This window comes from Achromobacter sp. AONIH1, assembly GCF_002902905.1.
Lineage (GTDB): Bacteria > Pseudomonadota > Gammaproteobacteria > Burkholderiales > Burkholderiaceae_B > Achromobacter.
Map to the genome: position 1 here is coordinate 2413498 of NZ_CP026124.1, position 24687 is coordinate 2438184.

Below are 24687 nucleotides of genomic sequence, written 5' to 3' on the forward strand. Positions count from 1 at the left end.
CAGGTTGCGCTTGCGCCTTCCTGGCAGTGCAGCCATCAGTCAATACATGTGCTGTCCACCGTTCATCGATACGTTGCTGCCGGTCATGAAAGCAGCGGCATCACTCACGATGAATGCGATCAACGCGGCGATTTCCTTGGGCTTGCCCAGGCGCCCAATGGGAATTGCCGCGACGATCTGCTTCAGAACATCCTCAGCCACCGCCGTGACCATCTTGGTCTCCAAGTAGCCAGGCGAGACCGTGTTGACGGTTACTCCCTTGCGCGCCACCTCTTGGGCCAAGGCCTTGGTGAATCCATGTATGCCTGCCTTGGCAGCCGAGTAGTTCGTTTGACCGAACTGCCCCTTGTTACCGTTGATCGAGGACACGTTGACGATACGGCCCCAGCCACGGTCCAACATCCTGTCGAGCAATGGACGAGTGACATTGAAGACCGAGTCGAGGTTGGTTCGCAGAACCGCGTCCCAGCTCTCCTTGGTCATCTTGCGAAACGTCCCGTCGCGAGTGATGCCGGCGTTGTTGATGAGGATGTCGACCTGATGGCCATCAGCGTGGATCTTGTCAGCCATGCCTTGGCATACCACATCGTTGCTGATGTCCGCCTCATAGGCAGTGAACGCATAACCGTGCGCCAACTGCTGTGTGAGCCACGCCTGAACGTGGCTGTTCTGCGGCGAGTAAGTCACTAACACGGTGTGCCCGGCGTCATGCAATGAACGCGCAATTTCCTCTCCAAGCCCCCCCATGCCCCCCGTTACAAGGGCGGTACGTTTTTCCGCGCTCATGGCTCAACCCGCCTTCTCAGCCTTGGCTTTGGTGTTTTCAGCGGCGGGCTGCCAAATGGCCCCCCATTGCTTGAAAATGTCCGGGAAAGGCTGGGCAGAAGTGGTGGCTCCCACCACCTCCGTCACCGACTTTTGCCAGCTTTCCAACGCTTGCTGCACACCAGCGGTGAAGGCGGCTTGATTCTTGACTGCGATCTGGTTGATCGTCTGCGTATCGGTGATGCGCGACTGGAAGAGCCTCCAGAAACTCTCGGCTGGCAAAGTAGTCAACGATTGCCAATTGGCCGATCGCAACAGGCCTTCGATCTCCGCCGTCGTTTCAGAGATGTTCTCGCTACTTGCCTGCTGGGTGGCTTCAAGCCAGCGATGGCCACTCTCCTGCAGCAGCCGGGTCAGCCGCAGTTGAAGTTCGGTGTTGGCCTTGTACAGATTCAAGGGAAGTGCTTCGATGCTCATGGTCTTTTCCTCTGTGGTTTTCCCACGTTTATGCCCGTGTGGGCGGCTATCAGCCCATTTGGCTGATCGTCTTCCGAAAGCGCTGAAGTGACATGACGAAAAGAGCTGCCCCTATCACCAGCAACGCCAGAAAGTTCTTCCAGACAACCTCCAATCCAGCACCGCGGAAGAGGATGGATTGGCCTAATTCAAAGAAGTGAGTTGTCGGCGCAAGTAGCATGAGGTTCTGCAAGAGCTCAGGCATTGACTCACGAGGCGTCATGCCGCCAGACAGCATCTGTAGCGGAAAAAGCGTGAGCATCAAAAGCAATCCAAACTGGGGCATGCTTCGCGCAAGGGTTGCCATGTAGATGCCCAAGGCAGTCATGGCAAATATGCACAAGGCTGCACCGGTAAAGAACAGAAGCAATGACCCTTGGACAGGGACTTGCAGCGCTCCATGGATCACGAGGATGAGCGACAGGCCCGTGCAGACCAAGACCACCGACCCCATGGACCAGATCTTCGAAATCATGATCTCGCCAGGCGTGACAGGCATCACCAACAGGTGCTCGATCGTTCCATGTTCGCGCTCACGAATCAGGGCGGCACCTGTCAGAATGATGGCGAGCATCGCTATCATGTTGATCAGTTCGGCGACGCTGCCGAACCACGACGCCTCCAGCATCGTGTTGAAGCGTGCTCGCACCACCAAGTCGACCGGCTGCTCGGACGTATTGCGGAAGCGTTTTACGAACTCTTCAATTTCCCCGTAAACAATCTGCTCAACGTGCTGATGCCCAATGAAGGCTTGACTCATCTGTGTGGCATCGATATTGAGCTGGATCTCCGGAACTCTTCCAGCGAGGACATCGCGCTGAAAACTGGGTGGAATGTTCAGGACGAAGGTGAACTTTCCGCGATCCATGCCACCATCCATTTCCGCCACTGAAATCCGCTCTGGCTGCGTGAATTGCGGTGCATAAAACGCCGAGATGATCCGCTCGGAAAGCAACGATTGATCTTCATCGACAATCGCAATGGATGCGTTATGGAGTGGCTCCGGTACAAGCGTTGCTGCGCTATAGATGTCGAGCGTAAATATGTACGCTGTCAGCAGGAGCATGATGGGGTCCCGTATCAAACTCCAAAACTCCTTACGCCCAAGCCGGAGGATATTCATGAGGCTGCGCATCTCATCTCTCCTGCTTCTTCAGAAAGAAAATTGCGGTCCCAATGATCAGCGGAATGGAAATGCCCATCGCGATCACCGTCAGGTACAAATCATTCATTCCGAGCGCTTTGCTAAAAACACCGCGACTGATCAAGACCATGTGCGTTGCTGGATACATCTCCCCAAAAGTTCGAGAGCTTCCTTCTAGAGAACTCACTGGGTTGATGAGGCCGGTGTACTGCATCGCCGGAATAAGCGTGCCTATCACGGCAATGAAGAGCGCCGCGATTTGACTACGCGTGATGGCGGATGCCAACAAACCCATGCCCGTTGAAACGATGCAAAACAGAAGGGCCGATAGCGTGAGCGTGATGAAACTGCCCTTGATCGGAACTTGAAAGAGGGTGACCGACAACAGACACATGCATAGAAAATTCACCATGCCCAGGCCGACATACGGAAGCTGCTTACCGATGAGAAACTCCGTGCGGGTGACCGGTGTGACGTAGAGATTGATGATGGAGCCCAACTCTTTCTCACGCACCACGGCCAGGGCAGTCAGCATGGCCGGCAGCATCAGCAGCAGAAGAGCCACGATCGCAGGCACCATGGCCTTGATGCTCTCAACATCTGGGTTGTAGCGATAACGCGCCTGTATAGAAGCCTGTCCAGGAGCCGCAGAGTTCGGGCGCAGACCGGACTGCTCGGCAATCCAATGGGCATACACGCCGTTCACATAGCCCTTTACGGTCTCTGCGCGGGATGGCATCGCACCGTCAATCCAGGCAGCGATTTCTACCTTGCGACCACGGGTCAGGTCTCGGCCAAAACTGGGAGGAATCTCAATGGCGACTGTCAGCTCGCCGCGCCGCATCCGTCGATCCAATTCGTCTTGAGAGCTGATTGGCGGCTGCTCCAAGAAATAGCGAGAGCCTGACAAGCTCTGTATGAAACTCCGGCTGACGGCGCTTTGGTCGCCATCCAGAACTGCGAAACGCATATGGTTGACGTCCATGTTGACGCCAAAGCCCATCATGACCATGAGCAGCAAAGAGCCCACCAGCGCCGTCGTCGCACGTATGGGATCCCTTCGCAACTCCAGCACCTCACGCCAGGCGTAGCTCAGGAGGCGCTGCAAGCTGAAGGATTTGGGGCTCACTGGGTCCAAGTGAGGCTTGCTTTCGGAACTCTTCTCAGCCCCGCCATCCACCTCGGATTCTTTGGCTGGAGCACTACCGTCGGCATCGACCAGATATCCAATAAACGCCTCTTCCAGCGTCTTGGCGCCGCGCTTTTCCACCAACCGGGCTGGTGCGTCACTGTCGAGCACTTTTCCGGCGTGCATCATCGACATGCGATCGCAGCGCGCTGCCTCGTTCATGAAGTGGGTAGAGATAAAAATCGTTACGTGATCGCGACGCGAAAGTTCAACCAGCAGGTGCCAGAAACCGTCGCGCGCGACCGGATCCACCCCAGAGGTGGGCTCGTCCAGAATCAGCAATTCCGGCTTGTGCACCATTGCCACGGCCAGCGACAGACGTTGGCGCATGCCGAGGGGAACACTGTCTGGAAGGCTGTCGAGAATAGGCGCGAGGCCAAACCGTTCCACCATCTCATCGACGCGTCCGGCGATTTCGCCAGCAGGAACGTGGAATAGCTGCGCGTGCAGCACCAAGTTCTGGTGAACAGTCAACTCGCTGTACAGAGAGAACGCTTGCGACATGTACCCGACGCGCCGTCGCGTATCGATATCCTTGGGATCTACTTCATGTCCGAACAGCCAAGCATTTCCTTCGGTGGCCACCAGCAACCCGGTCAGCATCTTCATCGTCGTGGACTTTCCGCAGCCGTTGGAGCCAAGGAAGCCAAATATCTCGCCACGCCGAATACGGAAGGACACGTGGTCTACGGCGGTGAAGTCGCCGAATCGCATCGTCAGATCCTTGGCTTCGATCGCGATGTCGTCCACATCGGTTTGAAGCGGTGGGATCTCTACCGGTTTGTGACCACGTTTCTTCTCTTCTGGAAGCAACCTGATGAATGCCTCTTCGAGGCTTGCACTGCCTGTGCGCTCCAAGATCTCCTTGGGCGTACCAGTGGCCAGCACACCACCGTCGTCCATTGCAACCAGCCAGTCGAAGCGCTGGGCCTCGTCCATGTAAGCGGTGGCCACAATGACGCTCATGGAAGGGCGCTCACTGCGAATCCGATCAATCAAATCCCAGAACTGTGCGCGCGCCAACGGATCCACGCCCGTAGTTGGCTCATCCAATAGCAGGAAGTCGGGATCGTGAATCAGTGCGCAGCACAGTCCCAGCTTTTGCTTCATTCCGCCTGAAAGCTTGCCGGCAGGGCGGTCCAAGAATGAATTCAAGCCTGTGCTCTGCGTCAGGTCGTCAATGCGCCTGCGCCTTTCAGCTTCTGAGTGGCCAAACAGCCTGGCAAAGAACTGAAGGTTCTCTTCCACCGACAAGGTCGGATAGAGGTTTTTGCCCAATCCCTGAGGCATGTAAGCGATACGAGGGCATACGAGATCGCGGTGCGTCTTGCTGCGCATGTCACCGCCCAGTACCTCGATCTGTCCGTCCTGGATTGCACGTGCGCCGGCCAGTAGAGACAGCAAGCTGGATTTGCCGACGCCGTCGGGGCCGATCAAGCCGACCATGCATCCGGACGGTACTTCAAGATCCAGAGCGGAAAGCGCGACCGTGGAGCCATAGCGCAGGCTCAGTCCACCCACCCGCGCAACGGCCTTGTTAGACACCCCAACGTTCATTGGTCACTCCTGCGCGCGAATGGCAAGTGGAGTGGGCCAAGAAGACTCGGCATCGAGTTTTACCCAAGCAACGCCTGGCACGCCTGCCTTGACCTCCTTGGCATGGCGACGCAAGAAATCTTCAGAAACCTGAGCGCGCACCCGAAACATCAGTTTCTGGCGTTCGCTGGCGGTTTCTACGGATTTGGGCGTGAATTGAGCATTGCTGGCAACAAAGGAGACAGTTGCCTTGATCGGATTGTCAGGTGCTGAATCCAGGACAATACGAACTTCGCTGCCAAGTTCGATACGCCCGGCCGCTTTCTCTGGAAGAAAGAAGGTCATGTAAACATCGGACAGGTCTGATGTTCAGCACCGTCCCGCCAGGGCTTAGTACTTCACCCGGTTCGGCAACGCGAAACTGCACGCGACCGTCTCGGGGAGCGCGCAGCTCGCTGTCGTTGATGTCGGCATCAATGCGGGTGACCGTGGCGAGTGCTGCAACAACGGCGGATCGAGCGCCCACCACATCCGCCTCACTCGCTTTGACCGCGGCCTGCGCGGCCGATACCTGCGCGACGCTAGCCGCCACAGCTGCTTGAGCACCACGTACAGCCGCTCTGTTGTCATCCAACTCCTGAACTGACGAGGCGCCTTCTTTCGACAAGATCTCTGACCGAGCGACGCGGCGACGTGCCGCGTCCAGTTCAGCTTCTCGCTGTGCAACCACAGCTTGCGCAGCGACCAAGTTGCTCTTGTTCAATGCCACTTGGGCTTCTGCCGAGCTGACAGCGTGCTCAGCTCTCTGGCGCCCCGCGTCGGCTTCTGCGCGCTGCGCCTGCAGGATGTCCACTTGCATCCGTGCCAGCGGTTCACCCGCTTTGACCACGTGCCCCTCGCGCACCAACACCTGCTCGATGCGTCCCCCGAGCTTTGTGGAAATATCCGTTTGAATCGCTTCGATTCTTCCGTTGCCGCTGACGAATCCTTCGCCATATGCATCGCCAGACTGCGATGACCAGTACCACCAGCCAGCTAGAAGCGCGCCTGCTATCAGCACGGCAGGTAAAACTTTGTTTTTCATGGAAATAGACATATTCATGTGCGTTATTCACCGAATGGAGGAAGGTGTCTCTGCCCGTGCGGGATGTACGGGCATGGAGCGAGATTCAAGATCTGCTCCACCACCAAGCGCGGCGTACAACGCCACCTGACTGGATAGGAACGAGCGACGTACCTGGATGAGTGACTGCTGGGAGTCAAGTAGGTCGCGCTGTGCGTCCAACACTTCCAGATAGGCTGCAGAGCCGTTGTCGTAGAGCAGTTGTGCAAGGCGCGCACGTTCCTGCTGAACATCCAAAGAGGTGCGCGCAACACTCAGCTCCTCGGCGAGCCATAGTTGATCGGATAGCGCATCAGCCACTTCTCGGAACGCTGTCTGAACAGTCTGCTCATAGCTGGTGATCGCCATGTCACGCCGGACTTCGGACAACTCGAGACTGGCCCGCCTTTGTCCACCGTCGAAGATGGGCAGGGAAACTGTGGGTACGAATGTCCACGCTCGACTACCTGACTCGAACAGGTCGTTGAGCTGCGAGCTTGCAGTGCCCCAGGTGCCGGTCAAGGCAATACGAGGAAAGAAGGCGGCACGCGCTGCACCGATGTTGGCATTCGCCGCACGCAAGCGATGTTCGGCTGAAAGAACATCCGGGCGGCTCACCAGCAACTCCGACGGAAGCCCGGGCGTCAACTCAACGAAGTCCGCAGGCTCAGGCATTTGTTTTGCCGACCACTGGAGGTCGGTACCGCTGCCAAGCAGTTGCGCCAGGGCGTGGTATTGATTCGCCCGCTGCTTGGCGAGCTGCACCTGCAGAGATTTGGCCTGGTTCAGAAGCGTCTGAACTTGGGTAAGAGCGAGTTTGGAGGTCGATCCAACCTGATATCGGCGTTCGAAAATGCGATAGGACTCTTGGCGACTGGCGACTGTTTGCTGGGCGATCGCGACGCGATCGTCCAGTTCTCGCAGCCCTAGATAGCCATCTGCGACTTGCGTGATCAAGGCGATCCGTACAGCTTGATGCGCAGCATCCGTGGCCAACCAGCTTTCCAGCGCTGACCGATTAAGGCTACGGATTCGCCCCCAGAGATCAAGCTCCCAACTGCTGAGGCCCACCTCAGCTCGGTACTCCCCGCCCACCTGAGGCACACCTGGTGGGTTGAGGTCTGCCGGGACTCTTGACCGTGCTGCTTTCCCTCCAACACCTACCCCTGGGAAACTCTCGGAGCGCTGGATGCGGAAAGCTGCACGAGCTTCTTCGACACGTAGCACCGCGGAGCGCAGATCCTTGTTGTTTTCCAGCGCTGTTGCAATAAGTTGGCGCAGAAGTGGGTCGGCAAAATACTGCTCCCAAGCAAGCTCAGTTGCTTGTCGGCCTTCGCTACCTGTTCGCGTGCTGACGTCCAGCCACGCATTGGGAACAGGCAACGGCGGAGTCGCATCCGGCGGGGCCATCGAGGTGCAGCCGGCAAGCAAACTGATCAAAACCCCAGCGGCAACACTGCCGAGAGGCGTTGCGCCTGGAGACCTCCGAGAGGCGCATAGGCGTGGCGTACTAGCGCCTTGATCGCCAGGCTTGTAAGTCATACGGAGCCCTTCTCGTCTTTGTCGGCGACGGACGCTCCAGGGAGCATGCTCAACAGCTGCGTGCTGATACGTTCACGCAACTCCGCAGGGATGGTTTGGTTCGTGATTGACTCATATGCCCAAAGACCGTCGGCGGCTAAGCGAACAATCCAGTGCATCGCATCATGATCCGGTGTCTCGCCGACAAAGCCTGGTGCCCACCGAGAAATGACGCCCGTCCAAGGGGCCGCCAGCTCAGGACTGGTGGAGCCTTCAAGCATGAACTGCAGCTCTACGCGAGTGGCACTCATTTGGGTGGCCACCTTCACATATGCAGCGAAACGCTCCTGCGCCGTCGCCTCCTCTGCAGTTTTTCCGGCCGCGGCCTCCAGAGCGCTTTCCCATTGCTGGGAAACATATTCGTGAAGCCCCAACAGCAATGCTTCACGCGAAGGGAAGTGATACAACATTCCACCGTGGGTCAGACCGGCTTCGACGGAGATTGACTCATAGGTGAGAGCAGTGATTCCTTCTCGACTGACGACACGAATTGCCGCGTCGAGGATCTTTGTACGATTGCTTGAGCGCATATACCGAAAACTCCATTAATGAATTGAGGACGCAGATGAGCCCGGCCCATACGTACGCAGCATGTGGCGTGCGACGACTGCGCCAATACCCAGTATTGCCCCAACAACCCAGAGCACCACGACGTAGGCATTTGCAAATGCCGATGAAGCGGCTTCAATAATCGTTTGATCCGTGTGCCCCCCTTGCGTGGCGAGCTCAAAAGCCTGCGCGACGCCCGAAGCAGCGATGTCAGGCGTACCTGGCGGAAGCTCCACGCCCGTGGAGTACAGCATTCCCAATAGGCTACCGAGCAGCGCCACAGCGATGAGACCGCCGAACTCGTACGAAACCTCTTCGACTGACGAGGCCATGCCAGCTCGCTCGGGAGGGGCGTTGCCGACGATAGCGGCGGACGCCACGGCCATCACGAGACCGAGCCCAGCACCATTCAAAACCATGCCGGCCACAAGCCAACCGATTCCATAGTGAAGACCTGCAGATGTGGCGACCGCCCCTAGGGCCGCAATGGCCAAGCCGCCGGAAATCAGCATTCGCAAGCCAAGTTTGTGCAGAAATGCTCCGCCCATCAGCGCTGTCGGAATTGTGCCGAGCACGACTACAGACACAAGCAAGCCAGCCTGCAAAGGGGTAAAGCCGGCGACCAACTGGAAATACTGGGTGGTGGCCAACTGGGTACCTCCCACCGAGAACATAGTCATCGCCGCAGCGATGACCCCCGCGGAGAACGCTGGATTGCGGAAGATTGAGAAGTCGAGCAGCGGATGAGGCAATTGAGCTTGCCGACGAACGAAAACGAACCCTGCGGCAACTGCAACCAGCCAAGCAAGGCCACCCCAAAGCCAATCAGGATGCGCCTGCGCAAGATGCTTGATCCCTAGGGTCAGCGCCGACAGGGCGACTAGCGCGAGAACCGAGGAAAACAGATCCCAAGGCTTGCCTCTCTCAATCGAGCCTGACGGCGCAAAGATCACCGTTCCGATGATGGCCAGTACAACCACCGGGACATTGATGAGGAAGACCGACCCCCACCAAAACCGCGCCAGAAGGAGCCCACCAATGATCGGACCTAGTGCAGCACCGACGATGGCAATGCAGCCCCAGATGGAAATCGCAATGTTGCGCTCTCGCTCGTCGGCAAAGGTGATACGGATCAGCGCCAGCGTGGCCGGCATCATTGCCGCCGCACCTACAGCCAAGACAGCGCGGGCACCGATCAAGACGGTAGAGCTTGGGGCGAAGGCGGCAGCTATCGACGCGATGCCAAAAATGACCAGCCCCACAAGGAACATCCGCCGATGGCCAAGCCGATCACCAAGGGTTCCGGCCCCCAACAGCAACCCTGCCATGACCAACGGATAGGCATTGATGATCCACAAGCCCTCCGTCGGCGATGCATGCAGCTCACGCGTGAGGATCGGCAGCGCGGTGTACAGCACCGAATAGTCGACCGTGACCAGCAGCAGGCCCGTCGCAACTGTGACCAGTAGGAGCCATCGTTTTGATGCTGAGAGGGTTGCCATTTCCATTTATCTGCATTCCGGATTGAGCCGACGCAGCACCCTTTTCGAGGCATCTACGGTCCATGCAGGTTGAGACTGTACATTACATCCTGTATAGTTACAAGCATAAATCATGTGCCGAGTGCTGCTTGTTGCTCCACCACTCGTGGAGCCCCCTGACTGTGCGGCGCCTGACACATGTTTGGTTGCGAAGGGGGCAGCGCAAGTACACAGGCCTGACACGGAGCGACCCTGCAGACGGCGAGCCCCGCCTAGCGGGAAGCACGGTCATGCTCATCAAGCCCAAAAGGGCTCAATGGAGACGAATGGAACTACGACATTTGCGTTGCTTCATGGCATTGGCCGAAGAACTGCACTTTTGCAGGGCTGCAGCGAGGCTTCACATCGAGCAGTCCCCGCTGTCCAGAACCATCAAGGAGCTTGAGGAGCACGTTGGTGCACGCTTGTTTGAACGCAACCGGCGAGGGACGCATCTGACGCCAGCTGGAGAGGCATTCCAGCGAGAAGCGAGGCGGGTCTTCCTCGCGCTGGAAAATGCGATTGAAGAGGCAAAAGCTGCCGCGGCAGGGCAGGCTAACTCTTATCACCTTGCGATTTGCGACGGACTTACCCAGCCGAGACTTGCAGCATTTCTTGCAAATCTAAGAGAGGAGCAACCTGAGATTTCGGTGCGAATATCAGAGGTGACGCTAGCGGAGCAATTGCGTGGACTTCGTGATGGCACCTTTGATATTGGTTTTTCTCGCATGAGCAGCGCCGTGGACGACATCGTTTCAGTGCCTCTATGGCAAGAAAGGCTCGTGCTGGCCATACCTAGACGACATCCATTACTTGCGTACGCAAGAGTGCCACTTGAGGAACTACTTCGATACCCATTAGTAGGGTGCCACCCGGAGGTGTGTGAAGGCTATTTCCATAGCATCGAAAACTTACTGCGTGGATCCAGCGTTCAGCCCACTTTTGTAGAGCAAGCAACATCCTTGAGTATGCTCATGACATTGGTAGCTGCCGGATATGGTGTTGGGTTTGTGACTACCCCTCAATCGGACGCTTGCAAATGCTCCGACGTCGTCACACGCCCAATATCCATGCAAAGCCCAATGCTGACAACATTCCTACTTCGAAAGATGCGTAAGGACACGCCAGAGAGCCTGACGGGATTCGTCGACCGCGCACTTAGGGAGTTGGGCGATGATCTTAGCGACTGCTAAAACAGTTCGATTTGCCAAAACCCTATCATCCATAATGTCGGTCATTGAGTGAAGTGACACTTTCCACGGGATGCGGCTTGCTGTAGTAACGCACGGCAGAAATGTCATGAATAACAATCGAATCCCGCCTCAACGATAGCGCCGGATGTACCGCATGGTGCCCATGCCACGATGCGTTCCGGTCCATGAAATGGATCGAGGGACGAAACCAGCGTCCGGGCCCTTCCTCCTCGTACTCCCATAGCGCGACTTGGGCCGTCGCGCCCTCGCCATCAGAGAGGGTCACATCGCAAGCTTTGCGGAACAACACGACGTTATCGCCTGCCGGCGGCTCATCCGGCTGACGGCTTTGTGCCGATGGATAGATGATGCCGTCGACAGCCAAGTTGCGATGGGCAGCAAGATAGTCAGCAACGGCTTGCGTCACGAGATAGTCTCGATCTTGCTGTTCGGGGACCACAGGCGCCGACAGGCGCTCGCCCAACGTTCTCAGAAAGTCGCGTCTCTGCGCTGCAGCAAGTGTTGCCGGATCGAAGAGGCTTGTACCGGGTGGCAGCTCAACGTTAGCCAGTCGCCGAAGATCCAATAGGCGCAACGGGCGAATCACCTCGAATGCCGCCATAGCAATCCGGCTACCGACTGGCGGGCGTACCTCGGCAATGCAAATATCAGGATCCGTGGCGCCGTAGAACGCAGGCTGGCCCTGCCCGTTCATTCGGCCAGCAGCGCCAAGGCCTGCTGCAGGTGACCCCAGAAAGCGCTCAGGCCAACGAAGCGCGGCCACAAGCGCATCGTCAGTTTGGAACACTCGCCCCCTGTAGAGCGTCTTCAATGATGTATCTGGTCCCGCATCGATAACGACCGGCTGGCCCTCTTTGTCTCGATCATTGATGAGCTCGCCGAAGATCGTGCCGAGCAACGTCAGCGCCTTAGGATTGAAGTAGCGTACGTCAGAGCGCAGACTGTCTTCCATCTCGCGCCAGGCGTGCCCGAGCGGCTCCGCCATCGAAGACCTGAGGACAAACCAGGGGTCATCATCGCCGTAGCGAGACTCTCCCGAGTTAGCGTCGTACCATAGAGTGCCGAGATGTTCGACGACCACCTCGACTGCCTCCTGAGGAATGCCGGTCAGCTCCGAAACCGTGGTCTGCAGGTCATTCCCGGCCGGCGTTCGGCCGAAGTGGATAACCGCCATGGTGTGGCTGGATTCCTCAAAAAACGTATCGATGACTTCCCCGCAGAGTTGAGCCATCTCCCAAAGGTCTGCTGCAGGCGCATCACCATCGCAGTACTCGCAAGAATTCTCAGATGTCGCGGAGTCCAGCACCAGTCGCTGCAGATAAGTCTCGCCAACACAATCAGCACATATAAAACCCATACGGAAGCCCCAAAGCAGTTTGTCAATTCCATCAATTAACAGAACTATGACATGCGCTCGCCAACCTCGGAGAACTTCGACACTTGCCAGGTAGCGATGCGGCGGCGGCGGCCAGCCTCTGGAGTTGGTTGAACGGGCTAATATGGGAAATGAATCCGCGCGCACAAGGGAGCAATATGCCAAGCAAACGAGCGACAACTGAAGAGACGGAAGCCGATCTGGAGGCACGCGTCCGCGCGGCGATCAAAGTGGCATTTCCCTGGATGCCCGACGGCGCCATCAAGCATCAGATCAAATTCACTTTCAAATTCGGACGGCAGACCCTGGAGGTCGATGCAGCGAAGTCTCGCGCCGAGGCTCGGCTCGACATCCTGCTGGAGAAAGACGACAAGCCCCTGGCCATCATAGAGTTGAAGAGACCCGGCATCAAGCTGACTGATGACGATGGCGCGCAAGGGCTGTCATATGCCCGACTGGTCCAGCCTCCGGCACCACTGGTGGTCGTCACGAATGGCGTTGACGTCAGAATCTTGGAAACCTTCACGGGGAATCCTTGGCACCCAGCAACTGCGACAGAAGACGCGTTCCATGATCTCGTCACACAGGCAAGCCGCGTCGCCGGTGCCGATATCCGACATGCCATTGAGACCCTGATGGGGACCACACCGAATGTGTGGATGCAGGCAGTCCGCCTCGTGTCAGCCGAGACGATCACAGAGCTCACGGCGTCCTTGGACGAACCCGCGCTGCCGTTCGCCGCTGACTTCCTTGCTCCACGTGCTGCCACCCATCAGCTGTGGCGACACCTGGTCGCGGGCGAGAAGCTGCTTGTACTGGAGGGGCCTCCTCTCGCCGGCAAGAGCAACGTGCTTCGCGAGCTCTGTGCGCGAACAGAGCGAAGCGAGACCCTCGCCACTCTGTACGTCGAGGCCGGTGTTGGCGGTGGTGCGCTCCAAACGCTGGCCGACGCCATCTCACGATCGCTGAGCTGGCCCGTGTCGCCTCAAGAAGCGCGTGACTGGCTGATTCGTGTGTCACACCACGATGGCGTGCGACTGGTCCTGGCGTTTGATGGTTTGGGTGCCGTCGACGCGGCATCTGTGCGCGAGCTCGAAGACCTCACTTCCAGCGCGTTCGGCCCCTCCCTCTCGGTGGTGGTAGCGATGGACGATGCAGTCGCGCAGAGCGTGTTCAAGGCGCCAAACCATCGTTCTCTTTCCCCATTGGGACGCCGATCCAAGGTGGTAAGCGTGGGACACCTGCGCGACACCGAATTCAAGCTTGCTCGGTCCTTGCTGGGACAGCGCCGTCTGTACCTGATGACAGGCGCCGACATGGCCCCTGAGTATCGAGAGCCGTGGGTGCTGCGAGCGATCAGTGGCTCTGGTCATGCAGCGCTCAAAGGCAAGCCCGAAACGCAAGCGCTTTCACTGCCCTCGTTGCTCGGGCCGCGGTTGCTGGAGCTCGTTCGCAAGCGTTTCGCGCACGACCACGAGCTACGTCGCATGTTCAGGGGCCTGGCGCGCTCGATGATTGCCGATGCGCAGGACCAATCGCGGCCACCCGAGATCGTGCTCCAGCAACTTGAATTGGGAATCATCCGCCGCGATGCGCTCAAGACAGACCTTGAGCCCAACGACCTGCAATGGCTGATCGACCATGGATTCGTGCGTCCTGGCATGCATGACATCGCGGGTGCGACGATCCTGGTCCGGCTGCCGGAGCTACTGGCCAGCGAGATGGCATACGCGCTGGCTGATGAGATCGTGAAGCGCTTAAATGAGGATCTGCATGAAACTGCTGCCTGGATCGCCGGCGCTGCAAGCAATCTTCCTCTTGGCGAGGTGGTGGCAGCGCAGGCCATTGTCGATGCCGCCAAGCGTCTAAATGGGCTGCCTGTCGGCCTCATCAGTGCCCTGGTGGAGATTCCTCCCGAACGCGAGGTACTCGACGCGGGCGGCCACTACGCGATGGTGCTACCCAACGGCACCATGGTAGACATCAAGTTCCAGCCCGATGGCAAGGGCTTCGTGATCATCGATGGGGAGCAGCACGAGATAGACCTCGGTGACGAGGAACAGGTCACCTACAAGAACATTCACCCCTGGCTGATCCTGTCGCATGTGGCGTGCACGCCTTTCGAGGTAATGGGCGAGCATGGGGCAAGAAGAGAAGCCCCGAACCTGCTACTGCAGATCGGGACCTGTCCTGTGCCTCTGCGCGGCAATCGGGGGCCGCAAACGCTGCGGATGCTCCCAACCATGGACATGGCCGGCGGGGTATCGATCGTGCATCCGGAGGCGGGTGTCATAGAGCCAGTCACCCTTGGCATCCTCGACTATCTCTCCGCTGCCGAGGACCAGGCGGATGCCTGGTTAGCGACAGCGGCCGGCTCGGGCTCAGTGGCCTTGCTCTCCCGGGTGCATACGGCACTCGGGGTACTGGCGGCTTTCGAGACGCACACCAGAAGCGAATGGGCGAAGTCCCAACTCAGCGCCGTGATTCTTCCCAAACTAGGTGAAGCCCTTGATGATGCCGGAGAACCATGGCAGCAAAACTGACCCCGCTTGGTCAACTTTCGCAAAGGCGCATAGCCCAGCAGATTGAGAAGATGGCTTACGTATTGAAGATTGCTGGGCGAGGGGCAACGCTGCGTTTTCGCCCCTCGCTCACCACAACCCTACACAGTCTCGAGCACGGCTGCACTGCCCACGAGACGCCTCACGCTTTCGCGAACCGGATCCGGGAACTCAGGCGAGTCATTGAGACCCTCCGGTGCCGGTTGTGCTGCAATCAGCAACGCCTGCACGACCTTGTCCAGGTTGGCCGGCGTCACCACGTCGATGGCTGCGCGATCGTCCAGCCCGGGCTGAGGTTTCGTCAGCAGGTGATACAGCGCCCATGATTCATCGTGAGAGGCGTGCTTCAGCATCACCTGCGCAAGCTTGAGCTTGAGCGGCACCAACTGCCAGTCGGGCACGCGCTGTCCGCGGTTGCCAATGCTGATGGACAACAGCTTGCCCGCCTTCAATTCGCGGTTGACCTGATCCTTGGACTTGCCCGCCAGCTTGGCGAACAGCGGCACGGGCAAACTGCTCGGCGCCTCGTAGATCGCCAACATCTCCTCTCGCTCGCGCTGGATCTCCGACACCTCCGGCTCCTGCGCCACCGGGGCCGGCACGATGGGCACAGGAGATAGGCGCTGGAATGCAACGCCCTGACTCCCCGAGCTGACAACGATGGGCACGCCACCTGCGGATGGCACACCGCCCATTGCCGCAGCAATCGCTGCCTCGGCCAGTTTCTCGTCGTCAGCCATTGCCGGCACGCCTTCGATATGGATCGTCAGGTGCGCACTCGCAGCCTCCACTTGCCCCTGCTCCAGGAGATCCAGGCGGTCGGCCCAGTCCTGCATCATCCGACGCCGTGGCTCCACGTACTTGGCATGGTTGTATGCAGAGCTGACCTTGTTCGGATCGGAATGGGACAACTGGGCGTCCACCCAAATCTTGGGATAACCGACCTCGTTGAGCGCCGTCGACAACGTGCCACGGATGCCATGGCCGGTCAGTTGGTCTTCATAACCCATCCGGCGCAGCGCGCTGTTGAGCGTGTTTTCGCTGATGCGCTTCTTCAGCTCACTGCGATGCGCAAGGAGATGGCGCTGGGCCGGCTTCATTTCGCCAAGGAGATAGCGCACCACCTCAATGGCCTGCAGGGACAGCGGAACGACATAGGGCGGGACGTCCTGGGGCCGCTTGCCAGCCTTGCGCATCTCGTCCTGCAATTGCTTGACGAACTCGGGTGGGATGATCCACAGGCCACGATCCAGGTCGAACTGGTCGGGAGTCGCCAGGCGCAGCTCGCCGGTGCGCACGCCTGTCAGAAACAGAAGGCGGATGCCCAACTGCGTCTGCAGGCCCCGCCGACGGTAGTCGCGCAGCTTCAGGAGCATCTCGGGCAGTTCATGCAGACGCAGGTAGGGGTTATGGGCCGTCGGGGGCTTGGGGGCCGCAACCACGTCAAGATCCGAGGCCGGATTGACCTCCATTCCTTCGGCGATCACCAAGGCATAGCGGAACATCTGCCGGAACCACGTCCGAACCTTCTCCGCTGTAGTGAAAGCCTTGCGTTCCTCGATCTTTGCCAAGACCCCCAGAAGCTGAGGCCGCCGGATGTCAAAGATCGACATCTTGCCAAGGCTGGGCAGCACATCGCGATCAAAGATACGCAGGATCTGCGAAAGCGTGCTCTGACGACCTTCCTTCAGTTCCTTGCGGCGATGCTCCACCCAGGCGTCGAAAACTGCCTTGAAGGTGTGCTCCGCGGCGAGCTGGATGGCGTGCCGCTTTTGCTTGCGATCGGTGTGAGGGTTGATGCCCTTGGCCAGCAGGGCCCTGGCTTCGTCGCGCAGGATGCGGGCATCGCGCAAGCCGATCTCGGGATAGTTCCCCAGTGAGATGCGCTTTTGCTTGCCGAGCCAGTAGTAGCGGAAGTGCCACGACTTGCCGCCGACCGGTGAGACCACCAGGCCGAGGCCATCAAGATCGGGGAGGTTGTAGAGTTTGCCAGCGGTCTTGGCCTGGCGGACGATCAGATCAGAGAGTGCCATCATCGAGCTCCTAAGTTGAGACTTAGGCTCAATGCTCGTCACGGCTCCACTCCTGGCCCAGCAACAATCCGGTTCCGGATCCACCCGCATTCTTTGGCCTCAATTCTGGCCTTAAAAACGCTGGCTGTCGGTGGATTTCGGTGGACGGCCCTGGAATGAAAAAAGGGGCCGAAGCCCCTGTTTTCAACAACTTACAGACGTCAGTGGATGTCTGTAGATCGTAAATTGGAGCGGGAGACGAGTCTCGAACTCGCGACCTCAACCTTGGCAAGGTTGCGCTCTACCAACTGAGCTACTCCCGCATTGGTTTCCTCTGGGCGGCTGGCTTGCGCCAACGGCTTGCGAAAACCGCATTTTTTATTGCGTGCCGAAGAATCGTGATCCTGTCGGCTGTCGCGCTGATCAACTTGGTTATCGATCAGAAGGCGCGCATCTTACATGATTTTTTTGAGCTTGTCTTGCCAGCGGTTTTTTCTTCCGCCGGATTTGCTTTTCTTGTTGTCTCGTTGATTTAGACAACTGGCAGAAAAACCGAAAAACTCAATCAAGTAATATGAGCGAAGACAGAAACTATAGCAACCCCGCAGCACCCATGTCAAATTCCCCTGTCATGCCTGACGCGAAAACCACGCTGTTCCCGGTCGCCCAGGATCTTTCCGGCCTCAACACCCTGGGCCTGGCGTCCCGCGCCGGGGCCTGCGTGACGCTGGATCAGCCGTCGCAATTGCCGGCCCTGTCGGCCCTGGCTCGCGAGCGCGCGCCGCTGCTGGTGCTGGGCGGCGGCAGCAATGTGGTGCTGCCCGAGACCGTGCCGGGACTGGTGGCGCGGGTGCGCTTCCAGGGTGTCCGGCTGCTTGAGGCGCGCGCCGATGCCTGGCTGATCGAGGCGGCGGGCGGCGAGAACTGGCATGGCTTCGTGTCGGCCTGCGTCGAGCAGGGCTGGGACGGGCTGGAAAACCTGGCGCTGATCCCGGGCACGGTGGGGGCGTCGCCGGTGCAGAACATCGGCGCCTATGGCGTCGAGCTGGACCAGCGCTTTCACAGCCTGACGGCCTGGGATGTGCAACAGGCGCGCATGGTGGACATGTCCGCGGCGGATTGCTGTTTTTCTTACCGGGACAGTCGTTTCAAGCACGACGCGCCGGGCCGCTGGGTCATCGTCAGCGTGCGCTTCGTCTTGCCCCGGCCGTGGCGGCCGGTGCTGGCGTATCCGGATCTGCAGCGCCACGAACGCCTGTCGCGGACGGCGTCGCCGACGGCCAGGGATATCTTCGACGCGGTCTGCGAGATCCGCCGCGCCAAGCTGCCCGATCCGGCCGTGACCGGGAACGCCGGCAGCTTCTTCAAGAACCCCATCGTGTCCGCGGCGCGGCGCGACGAACTGCTGGCGCGCTTTCCCGGCCTGGTTTCCTACGCGCAGCCCGATGGCGGCTACAAGCTGGCCGCCGGCTGGTTGATCGACCAGTGCGGCTGGAAGGGGCGCAGCCTGGGCGCGGCTGGCGTGCACGACCGCCAGGCGCTGGTGCTGGTGAACCGGGGCGGCGCCACGGCGGCCGACATCATGGCGCTGGCGGGGGCGATCCAGGAAGCGGTGGCCGAGCGTTATGGCGTGGCGCTGGAGCCCGAGCCGGTGCGGGTCTGAGCGCACCGGCATCGCGCATGCTCGGTGGCGGTCATGAAAAAGCAAAAGGCTCCCGTGGGAGCCTTTTTCATGCGCCGGCCATGCCGGTCGGCCGACGCCATGCCGCCAGCGGCGGCATGGGCGGATCGCGCTTAGAGACCCAGCACCGACTGCATGTCGTACAGCCCGTTGTGCTTGTCTTCCAGGAAGCTCGCGGCGCGCAGCGCGCCCTGCGCGTAAGTGACGCGGCTGGAAGAACGATGCGTGATCTCGATGCGTTCGCCGATGCCGCAGAACGACACGGTGTGGTCGCCCACGATGTCGCCGCCGCGCAGCACCGAGAAGCCGATGGTGCCGGGCTTGCGCACGCCGGTGTCGCCGTGGCGGCTCCAGGTGGCGACGTCCGGCAGCGCCACGTCCCAGGCCGAGGCGATGGTCTCGCCCATCTTCAGCGCGGTGCCCGAGGGCGCGTCGACCTTGTTGCGGTGATGGGCCTCGAACACTTCGACGTCATAGCCCGAATTCAGGATGCGGGCGGCCATGTCCAGCAGCTTGAGCGTGGCGTTCACGCCCACGCTCATGTTGGGCGCGAAGACGATGGCGGTCTTCTGGGCGGCGACCTCGATGGCGGCGCGGCCGGCCTCGTCGAAGCCGGTGGTGCCGATGACGGCTTTCACGCCATGGCGCACGCAGGCCTGCAGATGCTCCAGCGTGCCCTCGGGACGGGTGAAGTCGATCAGGCAGTCGGCGCCGGACAGCGCGTCCAGGTTGTCGGTGATGGCGACGCCGGTCTGCTTGCCCAGCGGGGCGCCGGCGTCCTGGCCCAGCGAGGCCGAGTCCTTGCGGTCCAGCGCCACCGCCAGTTCCAGGCCGTCGGCGGCGAGCACGGCTTCGATCAGCATCTGGCCCATGCGGCCGCTGGCGCCTGCGATTGCAATACGCATGTGGGAATTCCTTGGTGTCAGCGCAGCGGCTCGGGCGCGTTGCCCGGCTGGCCGGGGTATTGGGTGGCGGGGTCGACCGGGGCCGCGCTGTCGCGCTTCTTGGCGTCCTGCTCTTCCTTCAGGCGGGCTTCGTCTTCGTTCAGACGCTTCTCGGCCTTTTCGTCACCCTGGGCGCTGGGCGTGTTGATCTGGTAGGGCTGCAGCTCGGGTTGCTTGTCGCCTTCCCAGCGCACCAGCCGGTCGTTCTCGAACCAGACCGTGAACTTGCGCTCCTGGGCGTCGCCGTAGCCGGGCTTGAAGTAGTACGGGTAGTCCCAACGGTCGGCGTGCAGCACGCTGGTCAGCGTGGGGCTGCCCAGCGCGAAGCGCACCTGCTCGCGGGACATGCCGGGCTGCAGCAGGGCCACTTGTTCCTGGGTGATCCAGTTACCTTGCTGGACGCCCGCCTTGTACGGGAAACCCCATTTGCCGGACGAGCAGCCCGCGAGGGCGAAGGCCAGGGCGGCGACGGCCAAGCCGGTCTTCAGCGAACGGGAGGGAATTCGTGCAATCATGGACACTACGCGCCCCTATTATTTGGAAGCAGACAAAACCGTTATCATAAAGGTTTCATAAGGATAGTTCCGCGGGGCGGCATGAATTCCGGGCGGCCCGCTTGCGGTTTTCCCCTGATCCTTGCCCATGCCAACGCGGACGGAGAGCGATTACACCATGACCGACCAAAGCGAACTGAAAAACATGGGGCTGAAGGCGACGTTCCCGCGCCTGAAGATTCTTGATATTTTTCGCAAATCCGACCAACGGCACCTCAGCGCCGAAGACGTGTACCGCGCCCTGATCGGCGAGAACGTCGAGATCGGCCTGGCCACCGTCTACCGCGTGCTGACCCAGTTCGAGCAAGCCGGCATCCTGGCCCGTAGCCAGTTCGACAGCGGCAAGGCCGTGTTCGAGCTGAACGACGGCGACCATCACGACCACCTGATCTGCACCAACTGCGGCAAGGTCGTGGAATTCTCGGATCCGGACATCGAGAAGCGTCAGCAGAAGGTCGCCAAGGACAACGGCTTCGCGCTGGAAAGCCACGCCATGGTGCTGTACGGCATCTGCGGCAGCTGCCTGAAGGGGCGTTGATCCCCGTGTCCGGGATCCGCGTCCGGACGCAGCAAGCCTGATTCCCCCCGACTCGCGCCGCGCTCGTCGCGGGTCGGTGAAATCAAAAGCCCCTTTCCATGAAAGGGGCTTTTTTTATCATCAGCGCGGGGCGCCGAGCGACGGGCGCCCGTGGCGACCGGTCTTCTGGGTCAGCGCGTGGCCTGGACCGCGCCTTCCAGCATTTCGCGCGCGTGTTCGCGGGTGGTGGCGGTGAGCTTGATGCCGCCCAGCATGCGGGCGATTTCCTCGACGCGGGCCGCGTCGTCCAGCGCCTCGATGCTGGACCGGGTGGTGCCGCGCGATTCCGCCTTGCTGACCAGGAACTGGCTGTTGGCGCAGGCAGCGACCTGGGGCAGGTGGGTCACGCACAGCACCTGATGCCGCTCGCCCAATTCGCGCAGCAGCTTGCCGACCACTTCGGCCACCGCGCCGCCGACGCCGCTGTCGACTTCGTCGAAGATCAGCGTGGGCACGCGCGCCGCGCGGCTGGCGATGACCGACAGGGCCAGCGAGATGCGCGACAGCTCGCCGCCCGAGGCCACCTTGGCCAGCGGGCGCGGCGAGGTGCCGGCATGGCCGGCCACCAGGAATTCGACCTGTTCGTTGCCGTGCGCGGACGGCGTCGCGGGTGACAGCGTCGGCTCGAAGCGGCCCCCCTGCATGGCCAGCGTCTGCATGGCCTGGGTGACCAGCTTGCCGAGATCCTTGGCGACCTTGCGCCGGGCCGTGCCGAGCTTGGCCGCGGCGGCGTCGTAACGTGATTGGGCGGCCTGGGTCTGTTCGCGCAGGCTGTCGATGTCGGCGGCCGCCTGCAGGGCGGACAGCTGCGTGTGCAGGTCTTCGCGCAGGCCGCAAAGCCCGTCGGGTTCGACGCGGAACTTGCGCGCCGTCTCGAACACCGCGCTCAGGCGGGCCTCGACGTCGGCCAGCCGCTGCGGATCCAGATCGACGCGGCTGACATAGTTGTTCAGGTCGGACACGGCTTCGCTGACGGCGATGCGGGCCGATTCGATCTCATCGACCACGCCCTGCAAGCCGGGATCGTGGCGCAGCATCTGCTGCAGCCGTTGGCCGGCCGAGTTGAGCCGGTGATGGGCCGAGTCGCCGTCGCCGTCCAGCGCTTCCAGGATCTGGCCGGCGCCGTCCAGCAGCGATTGTGCGTGCGCCAGCCGCGTATGTTCGGACTGCAGCGCGTCCCATTCGTCCTGGCCCAGGTCCAGGCTGTCGAGTTCTTCCACCTGCCATTGCAGGCGTTCGCGTTCGGCGGCCAGGCCGGCGGCGTCTTTTTCGGCGGCTTCGAGCTGGCGGGCCAGCGTGCGCCAGAGCTTCCAGGCCTGGCCGACGGCCTGGCGCAGTTCGCCATGGCCGCCGTGTGCGTCCAGCAGGTCGCGCTGCGCGTCCGGGCGCATCAGGCTCTGGTGCGCGTGCTGGCCGTGGATGTCGACCAGGCTGTCGCCCAGCTCGCGCAGTTGCGCGACGGTGGCGGGCGTGCCGTTGATATACGCGCGGCTGCGTCCCTGGGCGTCGATCACGCGGCGCAGGGCGAGTTCTTCGTCAGCGTCGAATTCGCGCTCGGCCAGCCAGGGACGCAGCGTCGCGGGGGTATCGAAGACGGCGGAGATGTCGGCGCGCGCGGCGCCCTCGCGCAGCACGCTGGCGTCGCCGCGCTCGCCCAGCGCCAGGGCCAGGGCGTCGACGAGGATGGACTTGCCCGCGCCGGTCTCGCCGGAAAACACGGTGAAGCCCGGGCCGAAATGGATCTCGGTCTGTTCGACGATGACGAAGTCGCGGATATGCAGGGTGCGCAGCATGGGGGGCGCTAACTACTCTACGTTGTCGGTGGCCTGCGGCATCAGGTTCCAGTGCAGCTTGCGGCGCAGGGTGGAGAAGAAACTGTAGCCTTCGGGGTGCACGAAGCGGACATTGTGGCGCGAGCGTTGCACCACGATGCGGTCGCCGGGTTGCAGGTCGGACCAGGTCTGCATGTCGAAGTGCACGCTGGCGCCCACGCCCACGCGCCCCATGGCGGTCAGGGTCATGTTGAGCACGCCGCTGTCGGGAATGACGATGGGGCGGTTGGACAGCGTTTGCGGCGCCACCGGCACCAGCACCATGGCGTTCATGCCCGGATGCAGGATGGGGCCGTTGGCGGACAGCGCGTAGGCGGTCGAGCCGGTGGGCGTGGCGATGATCAGGCCATCGGCGCGCTGCGTGTACATGAACGCGCCGTCCAGCTCGACGCGGACTTCGATCATGCCTCCGCGGCCGGCGCGGTTGAGCACCACGTCGTTCAGCGCGGTGGCCGAATACAGCTGCTGTTCGCCGCGCCAGGCGCTGCCCTCGAGCAGCATGCGTTCCTCGATCTGGAAGCTGCCTTCCAGCACGCGCGCCAGCGCGGCCTGCGAGTCCTGCAGCGGGATGTCGGTGATGAAGCCCAGCCGCCCATGGTTGATGCCGACCAGCGGCACGCCGAAGGGCGCCAGGTGGCGCGCCGCGCCCAGCACGGTGCCGTCGCCGCCCATGACCACCGCCAGCGAGGCGTTCTGGCCGATCTCTTCGAGCGAGGCGGCGGGGAATTCGGTGAGCCCGGTGTTGCGCGCCGTGTCGGCGTCGACCAGCAGCTGCCGACCGGCCTGCCTGAGCGCGAGCGCGAGCGCCCGCAACGGTGCGTCCAGGCCGGTGTCCTGGTATCTGCCGATCAGGGCGACGGTGGGAAAGTGCATGGCTGCGAGCGGATCAGAAAAGGCGACGCTGGAAAACGCGACACTTGCCCGGAATGGGCCAGTTTGCCGATTATATGGGGCCGCATATACGCTTGCGGGACAAAAATCGCCTCAATTGGAAAAGATTCCCTAAAATACCCGCCATGGACGACCGTGCACGCGCGTTACTGAAGGCGTTGATCGAACGCTATATCGCCGATGGGCAGCCCGTGGGTTCGCGGACGCTATCCAAAGTCTTCGATCTTTCCCCGGCCACGATCCGCAACGTCATGTCGGACCTCGAAGAGCTGGGCCTGATCCACAGGCCCCACACCTCGGCCGGGCGCGTGCCGACGCCGCGCGGCTATCGCATGTTCGTCGATTCCCTGCTGGCGGTGCAGTCGTACCAGCTGGAACCGCGCAACATGGGCGAGATGCTGTCGGCGGCCGAGCCCACCCGGGCCGTCAATGCCGCCGCCGCGCTGCTGTCCAACCTGACCCAGTTCGCCGGGGTGGTGCTCACGCCCAAGCGCGCCCAGATATTCCGCCAGATCGAATTCATCCGCCTGTCCGACAAGCGCGTGCTGCTCATCATCGTCACGCCGGATGGCGACGTGCAGAACCGCATCCTGTTCGTGCAGCGCGACTACGCCGAGTCCGAGCTGCTGGAGGCCGGCAACTTCTTCAATGTCCATTTCGCCGGCAAGTCCTTCGACGCCGTGCGCCGCACGCTGTCCACCGAACTCGCCCAGCTGCGCGAGGACATCTCGCGCCTGATGCAGGCCGCGGTCGAGGCCAGCGCCGAAGCGGCCGAGGACGGCGATGCCGTGGTGATCTCCGGCGAGCGCAAGCTGCTGGACGTGACCGACATCGCCTCCGACATGGACCGGCTGCGCAAGATGTTCGCGCTGTTCGAGAAAAAGACCGACCTGCTGCAGCTGCTGGACGTCTCCAGCCGCGCGCAGGGCGTGCAGATCTACATCGGCGGCGATTCCCAGCTGGTGCCGATGGAAGAGGTGTCCGTCATCACCGCGCCGTACGGGGTCGACGGCAAGGTGGTCGGCACCCTGGGCGTGATCGGCCCGACCCGCATGGCCTACGAGCGCGTCATTCCCATCGTGGACATCACGGCGCGCCTGCTGTCCAACGCGCTCAGCCACAACCAGTAGTTCCCAGTCAAAGC

Annotated in this window: 18 protein-coding genes, 1 tRNA gene and 1 pseudogene; 5 read left to right on the forward strand and 15 right to left on the reverse strand. The window is 61.0% G+C overall.

Going from position 1 to position 24687, the window contains the following annotated elements; all coding sequences use genetic code 11:
- Positions 1-39: 39 nt before the first annotated feature.
- The 8 genes and pseudogenes from phbB to C2U31_RS11160 all read right to left on the reverse strand — a co-directional run bounded on the left by phbB (position 40) and on the right by C2U31_RS11160 (position 9890).
- A complete protein-coding gene (gene phbB / locus C2U31_RS11125; protein ID WP_070414148.1) occupies positions 40-786 on the reverse strand; it encodes an acetoacetyl-CoA reductase in 747 nt (248 codons plus the stop codon).
- Between the two features lie 3 nt (positions 787-789).
- Entirely contained in the window at positions 790-1242 is a 453-nt protein-coding gene (locus tag C2U31_RS11130) for a phasin family protein (RefSeq protein ID WP_070414147.1), read from the reverse strand.
- A 49-nt stretch (positions 1243-1291) separates the two neighbouring features.
- Positions 1292-2416, reverse strand: coding sequence for an ABC transporter permease (locus C2U31_RS11135; protein WP_070414146.1), 1125 nt, complete (start codon positions 2414-2416; stop codon positions 1292-1294).
- A 1-nt stretch (position 2417) separates the two neighbouring features.
- Positions 2418-5171: a ribosome-associated ATPase/putative transporter RbbA gene (rbbA, locus tag C2U31_RS11140; RefSeq protein ID WP_103272848.1), complete on the reverse strand. Its 2754-nt coding sequence runs from the start codon at positions 5169-5171 to the stop codon at positions 2418-2420.
- A 3-nt stretch (positions 5172-5174) separates the two neighbouring features.
- Positions 5175-6252 (reverse strand): annotated as a pseudogene (locus C2U31_RS11145) (HlyD family secretion protein).
- 9 nt (positions 6253-6261) lie between these two features.
- Positions 6262-7662 (reverse strand): efflux transporter outer membrane subunit, encoded by a 1401-nt coding sequence (locus C2U31_RS11150; RefSeq protein ID WP_234452784.1) that lies wholly within the window; start codon positions 7660-7662, stop codon positions 6262-6264.
- Positions 7663-7790: 128 nt separating this feature from the next.
- Entirely contained in the window at positions 7791-8363 is a 573-nt protein-coding gene (locus tag C2U31_RS11155; protein ID WP_103272849.1) for a TetR/AcrR family transcriptional regulator, read from the reverse strand.
- Positions 8364-8378: 15 nt separating this feature from the next.
- Positions 8379-9890 carry an MFS transporter gene (locus tag C2U31_RS11160; protein ID WP_233772731.1) on the reverse strand — a complete coding sequence of 504 codons (1512 nt, stop codon included), beginning with the start codon at positions 9888-9890 and terminating at the stop codon, positions 8379-8381.
- A 299-nt stretch (positions 9891-10189) separates the two neighbouring features.
- Between C2U31_RS11160 and C2U31_RS11165 the strand changes: the two genes are divergently transcribed.
- On the forward strand, positions 10190-11095 hold the full coding sequence (locus tag C2U31_RS11165; protein WP_103272850.1) for a LysR family transcriptional regulator: 906 nt from the start codon (positions 10190-10192) through the stop codon (positions 11093-11095).
- 25 nt (positions 11096-11120) lie between these two features.
- Here C2U31_RS11165 and C2U31_RS11170 read toward each other — a convergent pair whose 3' ends face one another.
- Positions 11121-12347 (reverse strand): RES family NAD+ phosphorylase, encoded by a 1227-nt coding sequence (locus C2U31_RS11170; protein ID WP_158658342.1) that lies wholly within the window; start codon positions 12345-12347, stop codon positions 11121-11123.
- A 275-nt stretch (positions 12348-12622) separates the two neighbouring features.
- On the opposite strand from C2U31_RS11170, the gene C2U31_RS11175 reads away from it, so the two are divergent.
- Positions 12623-15034 carry a type I restriction enzyme HsdR N-terminal domain-containing protein gene (locus C2U31_RS11175; RefSeq protein ID WP_070414253.1) on the forward strand — a complete coding sequence of 804 codons (2412 nt, stop codon included), beginning with the start codon at positions 12623-12625 and terminating at the stop codon, positions 15032-15034.
- A gap of 119 nt (positions 15035-15153) precedes the next feature.
- Here the strand turns inward: C2U31_RS11175 and C2U31_RS11180 are convergent, their stop codons facing one another.
- Together C2U31_RS11180 and C2U31_RS11185 are read right to left on the reverse strand one after the other, a co-directional pair.
- Positions 15154-17088, reverse strand: a complete 1935-nt coding sequence (locus C2U31_RS11180; RefSeq protein WP_070414254.1) for an integrase arm-type DNA-binding domain-containing protein — start codon at positions 17086-17088, stop codon at positions 15154-15156.
- Between the two features lie 223 nt (positions 17089-17311).
- Positions 17312-17387 (reverse strand) — tRNA-Gly (locus C2U31_RS11185).
- Positions 17388-17677: 290 nt separating this feature from the next.
- Between C2U31_RS11185 and murB the strand changes: the two genes are divergently transcribed.
- Positions 17678-18727: a UDP-N-acetylmuramate dehydrogenase gene (gene murB / locus C2U31_RS11190; protein WP_103272851.1), complete on the forward strand. Its 1050-nt coding sequence runs from the start codon at positions 17678-17680 to the stop codon at positions 18725-18727.
- 131 nt (positions 18728-18858) lie between these two features.
- Here the strand turns inward: murB and dapB are convergent, their stop codons facing one another.
- Positions 18859-19650 (reverse strand): 4-hydroxy-tetrahydrodipicolinate reductase, encoded by a 792-nt coding sequence (gene dapB / locus C2U31_RS11195; protein WP_103272852.1) that lies wholly within the window; start codon positions 19648-19650, stop codon positions 18859-18861.
- A 17-nt stretch (positions 19651-19667) separates the two neighbouring features.
- Positions 19668-20204 carry an outer membrane protein assembly factor BamE gene (locus C2U31_RS11200; RefSeq protein ID WP_103272853.1) on the reverse strand — a complete coding sequence of 179 codons (537 nt, stop codon included), beginning with the start codon at positions 20202-20204 and terminating at the stop codon, positions 19668-19670.
- A 157-nt stretch (positions 20205-20361) separates the two neighbouring features.
- On the opposite strand from C2U31_RS11200, the gene fur reads away from it, so the two are divergent.
- Positions 20362-20781: a ferric iron uptake transcriptional regulator gene (gene fur, locus C2U31_RS11205; RefSeq protein WP_103272854.1), complete on the forward strand. Its 420-nt coding sequence runs from the start codon at positions 20362-20364 to the stop codon at positions 20779-20781.
- A 170-nt stretch (positions 20782-20951) separates the two neighbouring features.
- On the opposite strand, the gene recN is transcribed toward fur, so the two are convergent.
- Together recN and C2U31_RS11215 are read right to left on the reverse strand one after the other, a co-directional pair.
- Positions 20952-22613, reverse strand: coding sequence for a DNA repair protein RecN (recN, locus tag C2U31_RS11210; RefSeq protein ID WP_103272855.1), 1662 nt, complete (start codon positions 22611-22613; stop codon positions 20952-20954).
- A 12-nt stretch (positions 22614-22625) separates the two neighbouring features.
- Entirely contained in the window at positions 22626-23525 is a 900-nt protein-coding gene (locus C2U31_RS11215) for an NAD kinase (protein WP_103272856.1), read from the reverse strand.
- 143 nt (positions 23526-23668) lie between these two features.
- On the opposite strand from C2U31_RS11215, the gene hrcA reads away from it, so the two are divergent.
- Complete coding sequence (gene hrcA, locus C2U31_RS11220) at positions 23669-24673, forward strand: heat-inducible transcriptional repressor HrcA (protein ID WP_103272857.1); 1005 nt, start codon at positions 23669-23671, stop codon at positions 24671-24673.
- Positions 24674-24687 lie beyond the last annotated feature (14 nt).

What these genes read in the sequence shown, in the direction of transcription:
- phbB (WP_070414148.1), bottom strand. Translation starts at nt 786, where the DNA reads ATGAGCGCGGAAAAACGTACCGCCCTTGTAACGGGGGGCATGGGGGGG.
- C2U31_RS11130 (WP_070414147.1), bottom strand. Translation starts at nt 1,242, where the DNA reads ATGAGCATCGAAGCACTTCCCTTGAATCTGTACAAGGCCAACACCGAA.
- C2U31_RS11135 (WP_070414146.1), bottom strand. Translation starts at nt 2,416, where the DNA reads ATGCGCAGCCTCATGAATATCCTCCGGCTTGGGCGTAAGGAGTTTTGG.
- rbbA (WP_103272848.1), bottom strand. Translation starts at nt 5,171, where the DNA reads ATGAACGTTGGGGTGTCTAACAAGGCCGTTGCGCGGGTGGGTGGACTG.
- C2U31_RS11150 (WP_234452784.1), bottom strand. Translation starts at nt 7,662, where the DNA reads ATGGCCCCGCCGGATGCGACTCCGCCGTTGCCTGTTCCCAATGCGTGG.
- C2U31_RS11155 (WP_103272849.1), bottom strand. Translation starts at nt 8,363, where the DNA reads ATGCGCTCAAGCAATCGTACAAAGATCCTCGACGCGGCAATTCGTGTC.
- C2U31_RS11160 (WP_233772731.1), bottom strand. Translation starts at nt 9,890, where the DNA reads ATGGAAATGGCAACCCTCTCAGCATCAAAACGATGGCTCCTACTGGTC.
- C2U31_RS11165 (WP_103272850.1), top strand. Translation starts at nt 10,190, where the DNA reads ATGGAACTACGACATTTGCGTTGCTTCATGGCATTGGCCGAAGAACTG.
- C2U31_RS11170 (WP_158658342.1), bottom strand. Translation starts at nt 12,347, where the DNA reads ATGGCTCAACTCTGCGGGGAAGTCATCGATACGTTTTTTGAGGAATCC.
- C2U31_RS11175 (WP_070414253.1), top strand. Translation starts at nt 12,623, where the DNA reads ATGAATCCGCGCGCACAAGGGAGCAATATGCCAAGCAAACGAGCGACA.
- C2U31_RS11180 (WP_070414254.1), bottom strand. Translation starts at nt 17,088, where the DNA reads ATGATGGCACTCTCTGATCTGATCGTCCGCCAGGCCAAGACCGCTGGC.
- murB (WP_103272851.1), top strand. Translation starts at nt 17,678, where the DNA reads ATGTCAAATTCCCCTGTCATGCCTGACGCGAAAACCACGCTGTTCCCG.
- dapB (WP_103272852.1), bottom strand. Translation starts at nt 19,650, where the DNA reads ATGCGTATTGCAATCGCAGGCGCCAGCGGCCGCATGGGCCAGATGCTG.
- C2U31_RS11200 (WP_103272853.1), bottom strand. Translation starts at nt 20,204, where the DNA reads ATGATTGCACGAATTCCCTCCCGTTCGCTGAAGACCGGCTTGGCCGTC.
- fur (WP_103272854.1), top strand. Translation starts at nt 20,362, where the DNA reads ATGACCGACCAAAGCGAACTGAAAAACATGGGGCTGAAGGCGACGTTC.
- recN (WP_103272855.1), bottom strand. Translation starts at nt 22,613, where the DNA reads ATGCTGCGCACCCTGCATATCCGCGACTTCGTCATCGTCGAACAGACC.
- C2U31_RS11215 (WP_103272856.1), bottom strand. Translation starts at nt 23,525, where the DNA reads ATGCACTTTCCCACCGTCGCCCTGATCGGCAGATACCAGGACACCGGC.
- hrcA (WP_103272857.1), top strand. Translation starts at nt 23,669, where the DNA reads ATGGACGACCGTGCACGCGCGTTACTGAAGGCGTTGATCGAACGCTAT.